The sequence below is a fragment of the Hyphomicrobium sp. genome (assembly GCF_035687085.1).
In the GTDB taxonomy this organism is placed as follows: domain Bacteria; phylum Pseudomonadota; class Alphaproteobacteria; order Rhizobiales; family Hyphomicrobiaceae; genus Hyphomicrobium_B.
The window spans coordinates 391,695-409,938 of sequence record NZ_DASRYS010000002.1 but is presented as its reverse complement, the minus strand read 5'-3'; the positions used below and the strand labels follow the sequence as shown (position 1 = coordinate 409,938).

The 18,244-nt window shown below is 61.1% G+C and carries 22 protein-coding genes; 14 read left to right on the top strand and 8 right to left on the bottom strand.

Going from position 1 to position 18,244, the window contains the following annotated elements:
* Positions 1-140 precede the first annotated feature (140 nt).
* Genes cysE through VFG26_RS02380 form a run of 3 tightly spaced genes read left to right on the top strand, consistent with a single transcriptional unit; the run spans position 141 to position 1,749 of the window.
* Entirely contained in the window at positions 141-971 is an 831-nt protein-coding gene (gene cysE / locus VFG26_RS02390) for a serine O-acetyltransferase (protein WP_325021822.1), read from the top strand.
* Positions 972-989: 18 nt separating this feature from the next.
* Positions 990-1,205, top strand: a complete 216-nt coding sequence (locus tag VFG26_RS02385) for a DUF3126 family protein (protein WP_325021820.1) — start codon at positions 990-992, stop codon at positions 1,203-1,205.
* 13 nt (positions 1,206-1,218) lie between these two features.
* Positions 1,219-1,749 (top strand): gamma carbonic anhydrase family protein, encoded by a 531-nt coding sequence (locus tag VFG26_RS02380; protein ID WP_325021818.1) that lies wholly within the window; start codon positions 1,219-1,221, stop codon positions 1,747-1,749.
* Between the two features lie 125 nt (positions 1,750-1,874).
* On the opposite strand, the gene VFG26_RS02375 is transcribed toward VFG26_RS02380, so the two are convergent.
* The 3 genes from VFG26_RS02375 to VFG26_RS02365 all read right to left on the bottom strand — a co-directional run bounded on the left by VFG26_RS02375 (position 1,875) and on the right by VFG26_RS02365 (position 4,137).
* On the bottom strand, positions 1,875-2,501 hold the full coding sequence (locus tag VFG26_RS02375) for a transglutaminase-like cysteine peptidase (RefSeq protein WP_325021816.1): 627 nt from the start codon (positions 2,499-2,501) through the stop codon (positions 1,875-1,877).
* 213 nt (positions 2,502-2,714) lie between these two features.
* Positions 2,715-3,344 (bottom strand): PilZ domain-containing protein, encoded by a 630-nt coding sequence (locus VFG26_RS02370; RefSeq protein ID WP_325021814.1) that lies wholly within the window; start codon positions 3,342-3,344, stop codon positions 2,715-2,717.
* Between the two features lie 157 nt (positions 3,345-3,501).
* Complete coding sequence (locus tag VFG26_RS02365) at positions 3,502-4,137, bottom strand: PAS domain-containing protein (protein ID WP_325021812.1); 636 nt, start codon at positions 4,135-4,137, stop codon at positions 3,502-3,504.
* Positions 4,138-4,375: 238 nt separating this feature from the next.
* Here VFG26_RS02365 and VFG26_RS02360 point away from each other — a divergent pair, with 238 nt between their 5' ends.
* Together VFG26_RS02360 and VFG26_RS02355 are read left to right on the top strand one after the other, a co-directional pair.
* Complete coding sequence (locus VFG26_RS02360) at positions 4,376-5,101, top strand: rhomboid family intramembrane serine protease (protein WP_325021810.1); 726 nt, start codon at positions 4,376-4,378, stop codon at positions 5,099-5,101.
* A gap of 191 nt (positions 5,102-5,292) precedes the next feature.
* On the top strand, positions 5,293-5,724 hold the full coding sequence (locus VFG26_RS02355; protein WP_325021808.1) for a CBS domain-containing protein: 432 nt from the start codon (positions 5,293-5,295) through the stop codon (positions 5,722-5,724).
* Here the strand turns inward: VFG26_RS02355 and rssA are convergent.
* Together rssA and hisI are read right to left on the bottom strand one after the other, a co-directional pair.
* Positions 5,706-6,716, bottom strand: a complete 1,011-nt coding sequence (gene rssA / locus VFG26_RS02350; RefSeq protein ID WP_325021805.1) for a patatin-like phospholipase RssA — start codon at positions 6,714-6,716, stop codon at positions 5,706-5,708. The two genes, VFG26_RS02355 and rssA, sit on opposite strands and share 19 nt — an antisense overlap.
* 151 nt (positions 6,717-6,867) lie before the next feature.
* Positions 6,868-7,311 carry a phosphoribosyl-AMP cyclohydrolase gene (gene hisI, locus VFG26_RS02345; RefSeq protein ID WP_325021803.1) on the bottom strand — a complete coding sequence of 148 codons (444 nt, stop codon included), beginning with the start codon at positions 7,309-7,311 and terminating at the stop codon, positions 6,868-6,870.
* A 198-nt stretch (positions 7,312-7,509) separates the two neighbouring features.
* Here hisI and VFG26_RS02340 point away from each other — a divergent pair, with 198 nt between their 5' ends.
* The 5 genes from VFG26_RS02340 (at position 7,510) to VFG26_RS02320 (ending at position 11,725) form a co-directional block, all read left to right on the top strand.
* Entirely contained in the window at positions 7,510-7,971 is a 462-nt protein-coding gene (locus tag VFG26_RS02340; protein ID WP_325021801.1) for an iron-sulfur cluster assembly scaffold protein, read from the top strand.
* A 281-nt stretch (positions 7,972-8,252) separates the two neighbouring features.
* Positions 8,253-8,924, top strand: a complete 672-nt coding sequence (locus tag VFG26_RS02335; protein ID WP_325021800.1) for a hypothetical protein — start codon at positions 8,253-8,255, stop codon at positions 8,922-8,924.
* Positions 8,925-8,975: 51 nt separating this feature from the next.
* Positions 8,976-9,254, top strand: coding sequence for a membrane protein insertion efficiency factor YidD (gene yidD / locus VFG26_RS02330; RefSeq protein WP_325021798.1), 279 nt, complete (start codon positions 8,976-8,978; stop codon positions 9,252-9,254).
* 112 nt (positions 9,255-9,366) lie between these two features.
* Complete coding sequence (gene thrS / locus VFG26_RS02325; RefSeq protein WP_325021796.1) at positions 9,367-11,310, top strand: threonine--tRNA ligase; 1,944 nt, start codon at positions 9,367-9,369, stop codon at positions 11,308-11,310.
* Positions 11,311-11,479: 169 nt separating this feature from the next.
* On the top strand, positions 11,480-11,725 hold the full coding sequence (locus tag VFG26_RS02320) for a hypothetical protein (RefSeq protein ID WP_325021794.1): 246 nt from the start codon (positions 11,480-11,482) through the stop codon (positions 11,723-11,725).
* A 145-nt stretch (positions 11,726-11,870) separates the two neighbouring features.
* Here the strand turns inward: VFG26_RS02320 and VFG26_RS02315 are convergent, their stop codons facing one another.
* From VFG26_RS02315 to VFG26_RS02305, 3 genes are all read right to left on the bottom strand, one after another.
* Positions 11,871-12,692 carry a GTP-binding protein HSR1 gene (locus tag VFG26_RS02315; RefSeq protein WP_325021792.1) on the bottom strand — a complete coding sequence of 274 codons (822 nt, stop codon included), beginning with the start codon at positions 12,690-12,692 and terminating at the stop codon, positions 11,871-11,873.
* 93 nt (positions 12,693-12,785) lie between these two features.
* The gene (locus tag VFG26_RS02310; protein ID WP_325021790.1) at positions 12,786-13,724 is read right to left on the bottom strand and encodes a lysophospholipid acyltransferase family protein; all 939 of its coding nucleotides are present in this window, start codon (positions 13,722-13,724) and stop codon (positions 12,786-12,788) included.
* A gap of 57 nt (positions 13,725-13,781) precedes the next feature.
* Complete coding sequence (locus tag VFG26_RS02305; RefSeq protein ID WP_325021788.1) at positions 13,782-15,014, bottom strand: FAD-dependent monooxygenase; 1,233 nt, start codon at positions 15,012-15,014, stop codon at positions 13,782-13,784.
* A gap of 230 nt (positions 15,015-15,244) precedes the next feature.
* On the opposite strand from VFG26_RS02305, the gene VFG26_RS02300 reads away from it, so the two are divergent.
* From VFG26_RS02300 to VFG26_RS02285, 4 genes are all read left to right on the top strand, one after another.
* Positions 15,245-16,561, top strand: coding sequence for a porin (locus VFG26_RS02300; RefSeq protein WP_325021786.1), 1,317 nt, complete (start codon positions 15,245-15,247; stop codon positions 16,559-16,561).
* Between the two features lie 267 nt (positions 16,562-16,828).
* Positions 16,829-17,176, top strand: a complete 348-nt coding sequence (locus VFG26_RS02295) for a hypothetical protein (RefSeq protein ID WP_325021784.1) — start codon at positions 16,829-16,831, stop codon at positions 17,174-17,176.
* Positions 17,177-17,345: 169 nt separating this feature from the next.
* Complete coding sequence (locus VFG26_RS02290; protein WP_325021782.1) at positions 17,346-17,615, top strand: FtsB family cell division protein; 270 nt, start codon at positions 17,346-17,348, stop codon at positions 17,613-17,615.
* Between the two features lie 140 nt (positions 17,616-17,755).
* Positions 17,756-18,085, top strand: coding sequence for a DUF5076 domain-containing protein (locus tag VFG26_RS02285; RefSeq protein WP_325021780.1), 330 nt, complete (start codon positions 17,756-17,758; stop codon positions 18,083-18,085).
* Positions 18,086-18,244 lie beyond the last annotated feature (159 nt).

Sequence of the window (18,244 nt, the reverse complement as noted above, 5' to 3'; positions counted from 1 at the left end):
CGCGGAGGCCGGAAAGTGTATAAGAGAGGGATCAGGATCGATTGACCGGGGTTTACACCGGCGTTAATCGGCTGTTGCTAATTTGGACCGGTACGCTTCGGCGGCCCGCCAGGACCTCGTATTGGACTGAGAGGCAAGACGTGTCGAGCACCAAGACAACCGCCACATCGAAGGTCCAAATCGTCGATCCGATATGGGCGCAGGTCCGGGCCGAGGCGGAAGCCGCGATGAAGACCGAGCCCGCCCTCGGCAGCTTCATATTCGCGACCATCCTCAGCCATAAGATGCTCGAGGACGCGGTGTGCCATCGTCTCGCGCAGCGCTTGAATCACACCGATGTCGATGCCGGTTTGATCTCGCAGACATTCCAAAGCGTACTGACGGAGCAGCCGGGCCTTGGCGCAATCTTCCGCGCGGACCTGCAGGCCGTCTACGACCGAGATCCTGCTTGCACGCGCTATCTCGATCCGCTGCTCTATTTCAAGGGCTTCCACGCGCTCGTCACGTATCGCTTCGCGCACGCGCTCTGGAAGAGCCGCCGCTATGATTTCGCGCTCTACCTGCAAAGCCAGTCTTCGCGCATCTTCAGCGTCGATATTCACCCGGCCGCCACCTTCGGCAAAGGCATCATGCTTGACCACGCAACGGGCTTCGTCGTGGGCGAGACGGCTGTCGTCGGCGACAACTGCTCGTTCCTCCACGCGGTGACACTTGGCGGCAGTGGCAAAGAGATGGGTGACCGCCATCCCAAGATCGGCGATAACGTGCTGGTCGGAGCCGGCGCCAAGATACTCGGCAACATCAAGGTCGGGCGTTGCTCGCGGGTGGCCGCGGGATCCGTCGTTCTCGCCGAAGTGCCACCCAATGTCACCGTCGCCGGAGTACCGGCTAAAATCGTCGGCACCGCCGGCTGCGCCGAACCCGCCCGTTCCATGGACCAAGGTTGGGTCGATGATTTCGGCGGCCTCTGAAATTCCAGGAGAAAGAAATTGAAGAAAGAAGAACTCGCGCGTCTGCAGTCGTATCTGCGGAAAACATTTGGCTCGTCCAATCTCGAGGTGAAGGCTCAGCCGAAGAAAGACGACATGGCCGAAGTCTTCATCAATGGCGAGTTCGTGGCGACCCTGTACCGCGAGGTTGAAGAGGGCGAGACCTCCTACCAGTTCCAGATGGCGATCCTGGATATGGATCTCGAAGGCGTCTAGAAGCGAAACCGGAATGCCTCTCTACAACTTGAATGACGTAGGGGTGGAGACGCCCGAAAGCGGCCGCTTCTGGGTCGCGCCGAACGCTGTCCTTCTCGGCAAAGTGAAGCTCGAGGAGGACGCGAGCGTCTGGTTTGGCGCGGTGCTGCGCGGTGATAACGAATTGATCACCGTCGGCGCGCGCTCCAACGTTCAGGACGGATGCGTCCTGCACACCGACCCGGGATACCCACTTACGATCGGCGAGAACTGCACGATCGGGCATATGGTCATGCTGCATGGCTGCACGATCGGCCGTGGCAGCTTGATCGGCATCGGCAGCATCATCATGAACGGCGCGCAGATTGGCGAAGAATGCGTCGTTGGCGCTGGAGCGCTGATCCCCGAGGGGAAAATCATTCCTCCTCGCTCTATGGTCATCGGCTCCCCTGGCAAAGTCGTTCGCCAACTGAACGATGAAGACGTAGAGCGCTTCGGAGGCGCCGCGCGTCGCTACGTCGAGAACTGGAAGCGTTACGCGAGCGGCCTAACGCCGGCGCCTTGAGGCATTGAACTCACGACACTGCTCCAAAAAAAAAAGGGCCGGCGCTTGGGGGAAACGCGCGGCCCGCAAACAGGTCCGGATCGAGGGGGGATCGGCGAATATCCGGCCTGTGAAGTCTTTTCGGGTTAGGGCAGATCCGGCATGGACTCCAATATGCCGGCATTGACCGATTGAACGCCCGACAGCGCAGCCGGCGTTGCCGCATCATTCGGATCAAGCGAGACCCAGACCTTCGGATCCATGTACGACTGCCGCATCACGTAGTGATAGGGCGTCTGGTTCCAAAGGCGAACGACGTCAACCTTGTTATCGAGAATGAAATCGCCCTGCGTCGTGCGCGCGGTGAGAACCGCGTGACCCTCGTTCTTCTCGTCGCGTACGACCGTCATCAGAAGGGAGCCTGACGGCCAGCCGCGCGCGATGAGGCGATGGCGCTTCAGCAGCGCATAATCTTCGCAGTCGCCGCGGCGCTTCGGCAACGTCCAATATTCAACGACGCCGTAAACTTCGAGATCCGTCGCCGGCTCGATTTCGTGATTGACCGCGCGATTGATCTCGTCGAGTTCGCTCAGGCTCTGAGGTGTTGCCTGATACCGCGCATCGTCAGGCGAGCTGACCATGCATTCGCGAGGCATGCGATCGCAGAATGCCACGAACCCATAAGGTGGCTGCGAGCTGCCATAAACCCGCATGAATTCGGGCGCGCGCATGGCGGGACTGATGACCGCCACCTGCTGCGCGAACGCCGGCATTGATGCCGCCGAAAAACAGACCGCCAAACAAGCGGCTACGCTACCGTACTTCATGAAACGCCCTCGAACACGGTACGATACTATACGCGAGACACTTGCTTTTAGCATGAATGCCCGCCGCGGCATTCGCATCAAAGTTACATCCAAATTGAACTTTAAGATTTTGGCAACTCGGCGAGCGATTTGAGGCATCACACAACCAACGCGTAACGTTCACGGGAATCTTTCGCGCAACGCCTCAGGCGAAAGCAGCGAAAGAAATTGAACACCAATGCCATGTCCATGATGACGCCGAACGATGGCCCGCGTTTTTCCGGCAATCACGAGGCTGCCGATCGGCGGCCGCGCAGGCGTGCCGATCGAAGCGCCAGATGCCGAAACGTCGAGTAATTCAACGTCGATAATGACACCTTCCTCGACCCTCAACGTCGTCCGCCGACCGCGAGTTCCTACGCGCTCGTGAAGCCTGCCGACCTCATCGGGAAAGTCGTCTTTGTTCGCGAGCCACATGATCTGTGCAGCAAGCTTCTCGCGTTTGTGCTCAGTGACTTTAAAACCGAATGCGAAGCCATCGGGGGTCGTGCGGATAACGGTGCCCTCGAGACCACCTAGATGGTCGAGATAAACGACAACGCGTTCGCCGGGATCGGGTGTGTGTGCTGTAACGACAGCTGCACCGCCGACGGAGATATCTTTCAGACGGCAGGTATATTCGCTGCGATCGGCGCGCATGAAGCGGCCCGGAACCGACAGCGGCAGGCGGCGATGCCTGCGCGAGTCAGCCGCCTTCAGCGCATCTGTTTGATGCAGCACGTCACGGAGGATGCTCGAATGCACGGCCATAGCCTACCCTTGAAACAAAAGGGGTGGTTTCTGGGCATCCGCGCATGCAGAAATTCAAGCGCTGCCCACGAACGACTATGCCGATGACCTCCTTAATGAAGTTCTAACCGCCGCATCATTATCGGCGTAAGGGGCGTCGCACATTCACCAACGCGGGTTAGCGCTCGACGTGGGCGCGGCTCAAACCGCCCTCGTAGACGCGGAACTGCCGCCTTGCGGAGCGCACAATCCGCGCTTCGCGCACGGCCGGACCGAATGGGGTCTGGCGATCGACAATATCGGTGTCGCCCGGTGTCTCTTTATCCGGCCAAATAAGCTTGTGCCGGACGAGCGTGCGATGTTTGAGCGGGACGAGGCCCAGCCACTGCGGAGCGCCTATCGGCACGATCGAACCGAGATAGCGCTCGACGGCATCGCGCGTGTGGGTCAACGGCATCAGGGTCGCTTCAAACAGGGCGCCGTGGCCTTGCCCGTCGTCAGCTGAGATCTCAAAAACGCCCACCGCAGCCTTCGACGTGATGAGCCCGATCTGGCTCTGCAATGTCTGGCGATCCTCCTCATCGAAGAGATCGAGGAAATCCTTGCCCCGCAGATCCATCCCAAACGCTTCGGAGATACGAGTTCCCGCCAGCCGGAAGCGCAGTGTCGCGTAATCGACCCGCTCCAGAATGAACGTGTCGGGCAGATGGTGGGCAATGGCGGACGGCTCGATCTCGAAGCGCCGGGGGGCCGGCCGGTCTCCGCGGAGATCGTTCCAATAGGTGAACAGCGACTGGCTTACGGCTTCTTTCATGGCAGCATCCGGCAACGGGTTGTACGAGGGCGGACGCGGGGCGATCCGGTCCGTATCATTTCGGCGCAGGACGCTGGCGCGGCTGGCCGAGTTATCCCTGAGGGAGCATCCTTCGTGCCAGCTTCCTTACTGCCCGAAGCGCCGGCCGGTGCACGCGTGTTGCCGGGCGTTAAGCGAACGGCTAACAACGGCCGTCCGGCAGTAGAATACCGCGCCGCATCAAAGTGGGACGCAGTCTGTGAATCGAGAACCGATCTTCAATGTCCCAGGTGCAGTGCTCGCGACGATCGCGGTCCTGGTCGGGGTTTATTTCCTCATGTCGTATATGGCGCCGGAGGAATTCACCTGGTGGCTGCTGGCGCTCGCATTCATTCCCGCCCGCTACGCGGGCCTGGCCCATGAGCTACCGGGCGGGGACGTCTCGGCGGTGACCTCCTTCGTCACCCATATGCTCGTGCACGCCGACCTCACGCACCTCATCTTCAACTGCGCATGGTTGCTCGCGTTCGGAACGGTTCTCTGCTCACGCATCGGTGGCGCGCGTTACTTGGCTTTCTCGATCGCCGGGGGCGTGAGTGGCGCGCTCCTGTTCCTGTTGCTCAATCCCGGACTGCTCGCGCCGGTGATCGGTGCGTCCGGCGCCATCTCCGCGATGATGGGCGGCGTCATGCGGTTTCTGTTCACCGCGATCGCACGTGGGGAAGGCTATCTGCTGCGCGAGGAGCCGTCGGCAATTCCTCTGACGAGTTTGAGAACGGCACTGCGCGACAGACGCGTTGTGCTCGCGTCGGCAGCATTTCTCGCGATCAATATGCTGGCCATCGTCGGCTTCGGGAAATACGACGAGGGTGGTGATATCGCCTGGGAGGCCCACGTCGGCGGATACCTTTTCGGGCTAATCGCGTTTGGCGCGTTCGATCGTGCAACGCAAAATGAGCCCCCGCCTTCACCGGAATTAGATTGAAGCCTTGCATTCCCTGCAGAATTGCCTCAGCTTTTCGAAAGCCCGCCGTTAGTGCGGGCAATGAATAGGGTGAGAAACGCAGCGTGATGCCGGCCGAAGAAGTCCAGGTAAGCTTGCGAGGCAAGTAGGGCGCGCAAGTCGATCGCTTTGCTTCAAGTTCGGCGTGACGTTCCGGAATGGAGGCTGAACCAATGATCATTGGACAAATACTGAAGTCGAAAGGCCGGGGTGTAATGACCGCCCGCCCGGAAGACTCGATCCAAACAATTGCGTCCCAGCTCGCGACCAAAAAAATTGGCGCCATTCTCATTCTCGGCGAAAGCGAAAACGTCGCCGGCATTATCTCCGAACGGGACATCATCCGTTTGATTGCGGAGCATGGGCCGGCAGCACTGACAATGCTCGCGCGGGATGGAATGACGCGCGATGTCGTCTCCTGCACGTGCGAGTGCACGCTGGACGAGGTCATGGAAACCATGACGAAGAGACGCTTCCGCCATATGCCCGTGGTTGAAGACGGCAAGCTGGTCGGCATCATTTCGATTGGCGACGTCGTCAAGCACCACACGGCCGAAGTGGAACTCGAGGTGACCGCGATGCGCGGTTACTTGGCAACCGGCTGAATGCCGTCCGCCGGACCACCGAGCGCAAGGCGCGCGCGATCTCCCGGATTTGATGCGCGCCTTGGATCGCACGTCTCGATATCGCGAACCATGTCGTCGAGCTGCCGCTCGACAGCCTGCATCCCCCGCTCGATGGCTTCTTCCGCGCGATGAAAATCGAACAGGCCCATCTCTGAGAGCCGCGGCGAAATCATTGCGTCGGGTGGATCGCCGGCCAGCCGCGAACGTGCAATCCGGTCCTGCACGATGTTGAGCGCATCGACCATGACGGTGGAAATGCCGGGTGCGCCGTCGCCCTTGCCGAGAATTTGGCGCTGGAGCAGAGCGCGCACGCCGCGCTTTCCTGCCGGTTCGGCTTCATGCTTTTGCAGAGCCTCTTCCCCTTCAGCGAACAGCGCTTCCGGTGTCGAGATCACGCTGCCCCGGCCGAGAATGTCGAAATTCAAGTTGACCGCGATGACGTAGCGGGCGCCGAGCGCCCGGCAGACCGAGACGGGAATGGGGTTGACGAGCGCGCCGTCGAAAAGCCAGCGGCCGTGCACCTTCACAGGTTTGAAAACGCCCGGCAGTGCGTAGGACGCTCGGATCGCATCGACCAAGCGGCCGCGCGAAAGCCAATGCTCGTGACCGGTCCCGATTTCCGTGGCGACCGCCGTGAAACGCGTGCCGAGGTCTTCGATATTGCGGTCACCAAGATGCTGCGCGAGCCGCTCGCACAGCCGTTGGCCGCTGATGAGGCCTGTGCCTGAGAAGTTCAGGTCGAGATAACCGAAGATACGCTTAGGCGTGAGTTCGCGCGCCCAGCGCTCGAGATTGTCCAGATGGTCCGCGGCGTAGCACCCGCCGACGACGGCGCCGATCGACGTTCCGGCAATGATGTCAGGCTTGATCCCTGCGCGCTCCAACGCTTTGAGAACACCAATGTGCGCCCATCCGCGCGCGGCACCGCCGCCCAGCGCCAACCCGATCCTGACACCCGCCCCACCCATCATGATGGCACTCCCTGCCGGCGGATCACGGCTATCGGCCGGCCCGCGCACTTATGCTAGCGCTGCGACATTAAGGTCGCGCTACCAACAGGTAATCAAGGTGTGAACGGGGGTGGCCGAACAACTGGCGGAAAAGCCGGGGAGTGCAGGCTGGTCAGACCGGCCGCTTCGAGGCGGGAAGAGGGGCAGGTTCAAGCTTCGGAGCGCCGCCGTCCGATGCCGGAACAACCCGGCGGTAAAAGCAGGAGCGCTCGCCCGTGTGGCAGGCGGCGCCGTTGCCCTGAACCTCGGCCCTGACCCAAACAACGTCCTGGTCGCAGTCCGTACGGATTTCGACGACCTTGAGCAGGTTTCCGCTCTCTTCGCCCTTTTTCCAGAGCTTAGCCCGTGACCGGCTCCAGAAATGGGCAAAGCCGCTGGTGACCGTTGCGCTCAGCGCTTCCGCGTTCATGTAGGCGAACATAAGAATGTCCCCCGTCTCAGCATCGCTGACGATAGCTGGAATGAGACCGTCGGGACCAAAGGCCGGCCGGAAGGAGCGCGTGGTCTCTTCGGTTTCGCCCTCGGCAAGCGATGTCGTAAAGCTTATGCTCGTCATGGTAATTCTCTCGCCCCGGCAGGGGATTGCAGCATGCTACCGTTCTGATCTGGCAAAGGCCCGTTGGGGGGAACGCCCGCGGGCCTCGTATTCGAGGCAGGCGGGCCTTATATACGGTCAAGGAAAGATTTCCACGAGGGGCCGAAAGCCTTCGGGCCGCTCCTGATCCCAAAAACACCGGTAAACGCAAAGAGAGCTATGGCCAACCTCGATGAGATCTACAACACACGTATTCTCGAGCTGGCGGGGGCAATTTCTCGGACCGATCGATTAGCCAATCCCGAAGGCACAGCCACGAGCCATTCGAAACTCTGCGGGTCGACAATCACCGTCGATCTTGAACTTCGGGACGGCCGGGTGAGCAACTTCGGCCAGTCGGTGAAAGCCTGCCTTCTGGGTCAGGCCGCGGCGTCTGTCATGGCGCGGGAGATCGTCGGCTCAACCCCCGAAGAGCTCCGCAGCGTGGGGCGAGAGATGAGGGCCATGTTGAAGGAGAACGGAGAAGCTCCGTCTGGGCGCTGGGCGGATCTCGCAGTGCTCGAGCCGGTCCGCAACTACAAGGCGCGCCAAGCATCCACACTTCTCGTGTTTGATGCTGTCGAGAAGGCGCTTGAGGATGCCGCGCTTAAAACGACGGGCGATCTTGAGGCGGCGCGCTAACCTTTACGCATTATTTTGCGGCTAAGTATGTTGGCAGTTCGTCGAGCCAATCGACGTGCGCCTGCGGGCGTGCTGTATGTTGAACGACTGACTGGCAGCACGCGCGGCGATTATCAGCCTCATACTTGCCGCTTTTAGGCGGCCGTTCTGTCCAGGCACACTGAGACTGGAAGTCGCCTCATCCGCCGGGTAAGCAATCGCGCATAGAAACTTTGGGTTCGGCGAAGCGGCCTCGAGGGATCCGCCAAACCGCGCCCCACGAGAAAAAACGGAGTCTTCACATGTCGGCCCAGGAGAACGAGAGCGGTGCGCGCGGCGATGGTGCGCCTTCATCATCGGCGAGTGCCTTCAAATGGGCCGCAATCGCGATCTTGGCTCTGCTTGCCCTTTACGGCTGGTATGGGAAAACGTCTGCTGAGGGCGAGCTTTCGGCGCTGCAGGGGGAAGTTGCCTCGCTCCGCAAAGCTGTCGACGATGCCGCCCAAGTGAGGAAATCGTCACAGGATGAGATCGACAGGCTCAAGACGGCCGAGACCGAAGCCCTGCGCCAGGTCGAGGAAGGCAAGGCCGACGTTTCGACCGCAATGGCCAAAGTGTCTGAACTCGACAACCGGGTGAAGGCGCTCACTCAGGAAAACGACGATCTGAAAGCCAAACTCACCAGCGCCGGCGAGGAGTCGAATGCCAAGTTGACCGCTGCGGGTGAAGAGACGAACAAGGTCAAGGGACTGCTGGAGACCGCCAACAAGGCGAAGTCGGACGCTGAGGCTGCCGTGGCTTCTCTGCGCTCGGAGACCGATGCGTTGAAAGCGCAGCTGAGTGCCCTGCAGAAGGATCTGGATGCGCTGAAAGCAGCCGCGGCGAACCCTCCTGCGCAAACCAGCACACCGCCCGCGGCTGAGACGCCCCCCGCGGCGCCGCCTGCCGAGACACCGGCAACGCCCGCGCCCTAACACGAACCGAGGAGCGGCGGCTGCTCGTCTTGAGCGCCGCCCTTTACCCCCATGACGTCCGCGCTCGCCAAAATGCTGCTGAAAGCGCCGGTCCATGTTTACCGCTACACCTTCAAGGGCATGGCCGGCGGACAGTGCCGCCATTGGCCCACTTGCTCTGAATATTCCCTCCAGGCGATTGAACTGAACGGCGCCTGGAAAGGCTTCTGGCTGACCGCCTCCCGCTTCGTCCGCTGCGGTCCGGGCGGCACCCACGGCGTCGATCCCGTACCCGACATCCGGGGTGTCAGACATCCCTTCGCGCCCTGGCGCTACGGCCGCTGGCGCTAAGGTCCTGCTTCGATTGCGCCGACTTGACTCAGAGATCGGCGCATCCCATTAGCCCTGTCGAAAATCGACTTACGCCGCGCTCGTATGCGGCGAGTGAGCAAAGGAGGCCGCGATGAGTGAAGTCACGATTACGTTTCCCGATGGCAAACAGCGCCAGGTCGCTTCGGGAACCACCGGCCTCGAAATCGCAAAGTCGATCTCCCCATCTCTCGCCAAGCGCACCGTTGCCATGCAGCTTGATGGTGCATTGGCCGACCTCGCCGAGCCCATCACCAGCGACGCATCCATCAATTTCGTCTCGCGCACTGACCCGGCAGCTCTCGAGCTGATCCGGCACGACGCCGCGCACGTTCTGGCCGAGGCGGTGCAATCGCTGTGGCCGGGCACCCAGGTCACGATCGGCCCAGTGATCGAGAACGGCTTCTATTACGATTTCGCCAAGCAGCAGCCGTTCGAGCCCGAAGACATCCCCAAGATTGAAAAGCGGATGGGCGAGATCATCGCCAAGAACACGCCCTTCACCAAGGAAGTCTGGTCGCGCGAGAAGGCCAAGGAATTCTTCAAAAACAAGGGCGAGTACTTCAAGGTCGAGCTGGTCGACGCCATCCCCGAGGATCAGGACGTCAAGATCTATAAGCAGGGCGAGTGGCTCGATCTCTGCCGCGGCCCGCACATGACCTCGACCGGACAAGTCGGCAAAGCCTTCAAGCTGATGAAGTTTGCAGGCGCCTATTGGCGCGGCGATTCAAATAAGCCGCAGCTGCAGCGCATCTACGGCACGGCGTTCGCGACCGAAGACGAACTGAAAGCCTACCTGCACCAGCTGGAAGAGGCGGAGAAGCGTGACCACCGCAAGCTTGGCCGCGAGATGGACCTGTTCCATTTCCAGGAAGAAGCGCCGGGCTCGGTCTTCTGGCACGCGAAGGGATGGACGCTGTTCCAGACCCTGATCGCCTACATGCGGCGTCAGCAGCAGCGCGCGGGCTACCAGGAAGTGAATTCTCCCGACATGATGGAGAAGCATTTCTGGGAGCTTTCCGGCCACTGGGAGAACTACGGCGAGAACATGTTTACGACCGTCCTCCCGGACGAGCGCGTGTTCTGCTGCAAGCCGATGAACTGCCCCGGCCACGTGCAGATCTACAAGAACGGTCTGAAGAGCTATCGCGACTTGCCGTACCGCATCGCCGAGTTCGGCAAGGTGCATCGCTACGAGCCCTCGGGCGCGCTCCACGGCATGCTCCGCGTGCGTCACTTCACGCAGGACGACGCGCACATCTTCCTGACTGAAGATCAGATCATGGAGGAGTGCCTCAAGATCAATGATCTGATGCTTCAGATCTATAAGGACTTCGGGTTTGAGGACATCTACATCAAGCTCTCGACGCGGCCTGAGAAGCGCGTCGGCGCCGATGCGCTTTGGGACAAGGCCGAGAAGGCGCTGTCGGATGTTCTTGATGAAGTGAAGCGCCGCTCGAATGGCCGGGTGAAGACCGCGATCAACCCGGGCGAGGGCGCCTTCTATGGGCCCAAGCTCGAATACGTTCTGAAGGATGCCATCGGCCGCGACTGGCAATGCGGAACGACGCAGGTCGACTTCAACCTCGCTGGACGCCTCGGCGCCTTCTTCATCGACGATCATTCCGACAAGAAGACGCCGGTGATGATCCACCGCGCCATGTTCGGCTCGCTCGAGCGGTTCACCGGCATTCTGATCGAGAACTTCGCTGGCCATTTCCCGCTGTGGCTCGCGCCACTGCAGGTCGTTGTTGCGCCGATCGTCTCTGATGCCAACGACTACGCGTTAGAAGTCGCCCAGAAAGCCAAGGCTGCAGGCCTGCGCGTGGAAACGGACCTTCGCAATGAGAAGATCAATCTGAAGGTGCGCGAGCACTCGCTGGCGAAGGTGCCGGTCATCCTCGTCGTGGGCAAACGCGAAGCCGAGGAGAAAAAGGTATCCATGCGTCGCTTAGGCTCGCAGGACCAGACGGTGCTTGGACTGGATGAAGCGTTAACCGCGCTGAGCGCTGAAGCGGTGCCGCCGGACTTGCGCTAAATCCCGGCCGGAGCAGCCGTTTTGACAGCGGCTCTTCGGTCACGCCCCATCTGTCCCTGTTAAATCGGCGGCCCGAGGTTGCCGATTTTTTCTTTCGGGAAACCGCTGCAACCATCGCCACTTGCTCCGCGTTTGCTCCCTGAACTTGCAACGAAACGGAGTTTCAGCAATGGCCTCATCAACCCAGTATGGGACATCGACCTCAGTCGACGACCTTAAAGGTAAAGCCAAACAGTCCTATGACGAGGCTTCCGAGCGCGCGCAGGAAATCGCTGGGCAAGCTCGCCAACAGGTCGGCGAAGTCGCCGGCAATGTCAAAGGCGCTATCGACCGGTCGGTAAGAGAGCAGCCGATCGCGACATTGGCCATGGCTGCTGCCGTGGGCTTTGTCATCGGCGCACTGTGGAAGTCGTAATATTCCAACGCGGGTGAAGGCGCCGTATGCGCATTCACTCGTGAGGCCCGACTGAGGCCGCTGACGGTTCCAAGGAGACGCAATGTTTCCGATTTGGGCCGTTCGCGGCCCTTTCGGCTTTTTCTCAAAATGATCATCACGCAGACTATCGGGTGACGGGCGTGCTTTGCGCTGTCTCGGCCTTGCTGTCTTTCTTGGCAGGGCCCGCCTTGCGCAGTTCGCCGCTGTAGAGGTCGATGGCGGCCGCGCCAACCTCGTGAATGAAGGCGCGCACCAGCCTCCCTGAGATCGTACCCTTGACCCACTGCAGGAGCGACGTCGAAAGCTTCTCGCGCAATTCGTACGTGGCAGCGGTTGCGGGATTGAGCATGCGAACGACGCGCCAAGCCGACCAGGCTCTACCCGCGACGTCGTAAATACCTCGCCAGCGGTAGATCTGCGCGAATTGCGCGACGGTCAGCCGGTTGCCGAGCGGGATCGTACCTTCGAAAACAGGCCTGAGCCGGCCACTGACCTGCTCGACCAGCGTCAACGCTTCCGGGACGGTGAAGCGCAGCATGGGGTCCGTGCGGTCGGGGTGATAGATCTTCGCCACGAGTTCGACGGTCTCGAGCCCCGTGTTCATGAGGTCGTTCCAAGTCGAGATGTTCCGCGCGTTCGCGGCTTCCGCGAAGCTGTCGACGGCCTTTTTGGATTCGTTTCGCAACCGGTCGCTCTCGGAGCCCTCGCGCAGGACCGTCGGCTCCCCGGGCGGTATAATCTCAACGGTTGGTTTATCGCGTGGGCCGAGTGTCCGCCGCTCGAAAAGATACGCAAAGAGCGTGCAGGCGAGCGTCGCCAGCGCCCAGTAGACCAAATAACCGTGTTGCCAAAGCCAAAGGCTGCCCAGTGGAATGAGAGCCAATGTCGGCAACACGAGGCCGAGGAGGACGATAAACATCCGTAGAGGTGATAGAGCGTCCTTCATGCCGCGCTCCGTCGCGTTCAACCATCTGAAACGCCACGCATTCAACCACGGTTCCGGCGAGGCTGGCGGGCGCCCTGGCGAGAAGGGGCGGCCTCAGCTCCAGCGCCGGTTAGACCACATCCACTGCTCGGGATATTCGCGGACCCAGGCCTCAAACTGGCGTTGCATCTCGGCAGTCGCCCACTTGACGTCATCGCCTTGGTTCGCGGTACGCGGTACACGGAGTTCTTTGAGCTCGATCTCGAACCGGCTGTCCCGGCCTATGCGGCGGCATCTCGCCATCCAGATCCGCGCGCCCACCCGACGGGCGATCATCGCCGGAATGCTCACCGTGCGCGCGTCCTTGCCGAAGAAGGGGACGGGCAGGCCGGTTTTATCGAAAAGATCACAGACGACGCCGAGGCGGCCGCCGTTGCGGACATAATCCATGATGAGGCGAGCAGTCTTCTGGCTTTCACCATGATCGCCCTCGACCTTGCCCCGGCCAAAGAGACCGCCCGGGTAGAGGTCCCGCCGCTGATAGCGGATGTACCGATCGATGTAGGGATTATTGACCGAGCGGTAGACGCAGGCGGGATTGGCGCCCGCGATCGTCAGGGGCCAGATGGCGAGTTCCCAGTTGCCCATATGCAGCGAGGCGCCAATGATCGGGCCGAGCTTGCTCGCATAACGTTCGAAAACTTCCGGGTTCTTGATCGAAAGGCGAGACGGCTCGGCAATGATCTGGTCGATGCGCATGGTCTCGGCCATCACGCGTCCGAGGTTTTCCCAATGCGCAAGCGCGATCGCCTGGCGCTCTTTCTCGGTTTTCTCCGGGAAGGCGATCCTCAGGTTGTCGAGCGCGCGGTTATGCCGTTTTGGATTGATCTTGGGCGCAAGCCGTCGCCAGCACCAGGCCGAGAAATGCGTCGCCGCATCCAATGGAACCGAACGCACGATGCCGGCGATCGCGCGGAGCAGCCAGTATTCGGCCTTGAACTGCAAATCGCGCAGCCGTGAAATTTCTGGCGTGGACAGTGCCCCGACCCCCATATTCCCCAACGTTCCCCGACGTCATGCCTCCCGGGCGCGCCGCCCGTCAAGCTGCGATCAGCCGGTTACCACCGTTTGACTGCCTTGTGCCATCAGTGCTGGCGTCGCGGCTGAAGGCGTGAAGCCTTCGCGCATAATCCGGGTACGGAGGGCGGGGCTGGCGGCCAGAGCAAAGAGACCAAGGCCGCGGGCAAGGCCGACGCCGGGAAGATTGCTGAAGAGAGACCGGTTGAGCAGATCGACTGCAAACACCCGCGTTGAAATATCCGTTCGTCGCGCAGCATCGTAGCGGGCCAGCGTAGCGTCACCCCCGATATCTGATCCGGCGCGCTTAGCCTCCGCTGCAATCTCCGCTACTGTCGCGGCATCACGGAAGCTGAGGTTGAGACCCTGCGCGCCAATCGGCGGAATGACGTGCGCTGCCTCGCCCACGAGAACCACGCGGTTCTTCGCGACCGAACGCGCGGTTTGTCCGGTGAGCGGGAAGGACTGACGCGGCGAGAAGTCGGAGAGAGAGCCCAAATGGCTTTTCAGCTCCGCATTCAGCGCTTCCGCGAAACTTTTGTCATCGAGCGCCACCAATCGCGCAGCCTCTTCAGGCGTATCCACCCAGACGAGATGCGAAACGCCCTCCTTCCCTGGCACGACCGTCAACGGCCCAGCGCGCCGATGCAACTCAGTCGAAACGCCATGGTGCGGCCGGCTGTGCTGGAACGTCGTGACGATTGCCGTCTGCGGGTAAGACCACGAGGACACGTCGATCCCCGCGAACTGCCGCGCCTTTGAGTTCCGGCCGTCCGCAGCAACGACGAGTCTTGCCGCAACATGCAGATCCTCAGAATCCGACAAAACGATATGGTCGCCATGAGCATCAACGTAAGCATCGAAGCGTGTGACGCCAGCACACGCAACGCGGCTCAAGCAGTTGAGGCTCGCAGCTTCCAGGACGCTCGTCAGGGCCCCGTTGGGCACGTTGTAGCCGAACGCCGTCAATCCGATCTCGCTCGCCCTGAAAAGCACCTCCGGCGCAGCAAGCCATCCGCCTGTCGCATCCACAATCCGGATCGCAGAGATGGGCGCAGACTTGTAGGCAAGTTCAGGCCATACGCCGACGCTCTTCAAAAGATCGATCGAGCCGCCAAAAAGCGCCGAGGTGCGTCCGTCTCCTGAACCGGAGAGCGGGCCGATCACGGCCGTTCGCAGGCCGGACGTAGCACACGCCAGTCCCGTAATCAGTCCTGCGGGTCCCGCGCCCACGACGGCGATGTCAAAAATGTCTTGTCCGGCCATTCGCTGCCCCTGCTGTGTGACCATTGAAACACAGAAACACCTGAATTGGCAGACGTTGCGACCGCGCAACGCCGTTCAAATCGAACTGTCACGCACCTGTAAAATCCGCGTGGTTAGCAGGCCCGTAAGTTGCTCATCGAGAAAAACACTCGGGGGCAGACGGCGAAAGTCGCCCGGCGCGATGGGGATTGCGCGTCGTGAGTTTGGGGTCTGTAAACAGAGGGGCACCGATGAAATCGGTATTCAAATCGTCCAGTAGCTTTATCGCGTTGATGGCAGCGATTGGCTTGGCCGTCGCAATCACACCCGCTTCGGCGGCGGATTTGGGCGGCGACTGCTGCGCCGACCTCGAAGAGAGGGTTGCCGAGCTCGAAGCCACGACAGCTCGCAAGGGCAACCGCAAAGTCTCGCTGACCGTCTCCGGCTGGGTCAACGAGCAGGTGATGTTCTGGGACGACGGCTCCGAGAGCAACACCTACGTCGGCACGAACAAGCTCGAGCAGTCGCGCGTCAGGTTCATCGGCGAAGCGCAGATCGCTCCCGGTTGGTCAGCTGGTTACACCTTGGAACTCGGTATCCTCGGGGCCAACTCATCGGGTTCTTCCGGTTGGAACCAGGACAATCCCGACGGCACAGGCAATAACGCCGTCTCGGTTCGCAAGAGCAGCTGGTTCATCAAGAGCAACGACTTCGGCAAGATCACCGTCGGCCAGGACGGCACGGCACTGTACCACCTTCTCGACGACGCCGACGGCGTCAACACCCGCAACTTCTCGGACGCTCAGGCAGCGGCTGTTTATCAGGGCAACTTCGGCCTTCGCCATAACGGCGGTGCCATTGGCAGCCTGACGTGGGGCGGCGTCCTCCAGGGCATCGACAACGGCACCGTGGGCCAGGACGGCCGTAGAAACGTCATCCGCTATGACTCACCGGCCATCGCAGGGTTCACTGTGACGGCGTCGTGGGGCGAGGACGACGACTGGGGAATGGCGTTGACCTATGCCAACACCTGGGGCGACTTCAAAGTGCTCGGCAAGGCTGGCTATGGCCAGGTCTCGGACGAGAACATCGGTTGCTCGACGAAGACTGGACCGACGGATTGTGAACTGTTCGGTGCCGCAGCGACCATCCAGCACCTTCCCACGGGCCTCTTTGTCTACGGCGGCTACGGCCAGAACCACGACAACCGCGTGGCAGATGTCGGGGCCTCCAACACGGAAGCGACGAGCAGCATGTATTTCATCCAGGGCGGCATCGAGCAGAAGTGGCTCGCCCTCGGCAAGACGACGGTGTTCGGCGAATATCGTCATGACGACGGCGGCAGCAAGAATAACGCCAGCATCCCGGTCGGCTTTGGCGGGGGATCACTTTCCAGCACCAGCCTCAACTTCATCGGTGCCGGCGTGATCCAGAACATCGAGCCGGCTGCGCTGGACCTCTACGTGATGTACCGTCACGCCGACGGCGATATCACCAGCACCAACGACAATACGGTGAGCCTCGATGCGTTCGATGCCGTCATTGCTGGCGCGCTCATGAGATTCTGATCGCTTTCTCCCGGTCTGCGTCAGAGTACTGGGGGGCTGCCTGCGGGCGGCCCCTTTTTCTGCGTCCTGATGCCGGAACAAAGGCGCGTACCAGCAGCACGGAACGGCGAGACCCCATGTGGCGTTCTGGCAACATGGCTGCGGTACAACAGCGACGATAAGAAACGGCCGTTCTCCAGCAGACGGACGGCCATCGCCATTGAACTTCTGCTATCTACCGCGCAACATTGGATTATGTGCGTGCTTTCGAGGCATGGCGGGGTAGACGTGAGACGATTGATACTGGTGACTGGCATGCTGGCGGCTGTCGCCGCCGCGGCGAGCACCAATGTGTTCTCAATGGAAGAGCAGCGCGGGGTTCTGCCCGGCGGCGTTGCCGTGCCCGACGCTCCGAAGGCTCAAGAACAGGATGCTGCTGGACGCCCCAAGGCCGAGGGGACGGAAATCCGCATTCCCGGCCTCGGCAAAATCGGCACCCTGCCCAAAATGGATTTTGGGCTCGATCTCCTCTACGGCGCGGCCGAGGACACCAATCGCGCATCCGACCGCCCCGAAGCCCTTCCGGATGATCAGAAAGATCTGACGATCCACGGCTCGGTCAAGCACCGGTTCTAATCGCCGGCGAAACCATCACGTCCCGCCAGAGGCGCCGGTTTACCCACCTTTAAGCCGGCATCGGGCTTTATCGGCAAGCATAGTCCATTTCTCGCAGGGCCCAAGCTTGCGTTATCTTAGCCGCCAGACGAACAGGCCAAACGGAGCTGCCCGGTTTCTCGAGCAACTCATGGTCACCGTGGCCTGCATCGCCCTGACGGCGTACTTCGCCTACCATATTCGCTACGGTCGCCATGGCCTGGAGGCGCGCGCGGAGATCATCGAGCGCTCGGCACTGGTCGACTTCGAGATCAAAGGCCTCGAGAGCGTCCGCACGAAGCTCCGGCATGACGTTGCGCTGCTGTCCCCCGAGATTCCCAATGCCGATATCGTAGAAGAGACTGCGCGCGACATGCTGGGCTATGTGCGCAGCGACGACAAAATCATAGTCGCCCCATAAGCACCGCAGTTTGCTGCAATGAATGCACGGCATCCCCGCGACGAGCGTGCATTTCCACGTGAGATAATCGCCGCTTGAGCATCGGGCTGGGACTGGTTACGTCCGGGATGCGTTTGGTGCATCGAGGGAGTCCGTTGAATATGTCAGACCTTCAAGACGCGGACGAACTCCTCGAACTTGAAATCCCCGAGGAAGTGCCGGAAGCAGAGCAGGCTGTCGAACTCATCAGAGCCTGGGTGGCCGACGGAGCGCTTGTTGTGACGTTGAATGGCGAAGCCTTTGGCCCGCGATTGGAAGAATGGGGCAGGTTGCTCGCGCAGATCGGTCAGCACGTTGCGCGGTCGGCCTCTCTGAACGGCGAATCAGGCGAACAGCGCTTGATCGCGGAGGTTCGCAGAGGTTTCGACGAAGCGTTTCCCAAGAACGAGTTGACAGCCTACGGGAAAATCAAAAAGCGCGTCACGCACTAGCGCTGAAAGCGGCTGTCCACTCGGGCGGCTACAACACGAGTCGGGCGCGCTCTGGGTCTGTTGCCTGTATGCGCCAAATCTCCGATGTCCACACCTTCGGCCGTTTTTCGGGGCTTTCCAGCCACTTTGGCCGGGGATGAGCGGGCCCTGCCGCCTTGC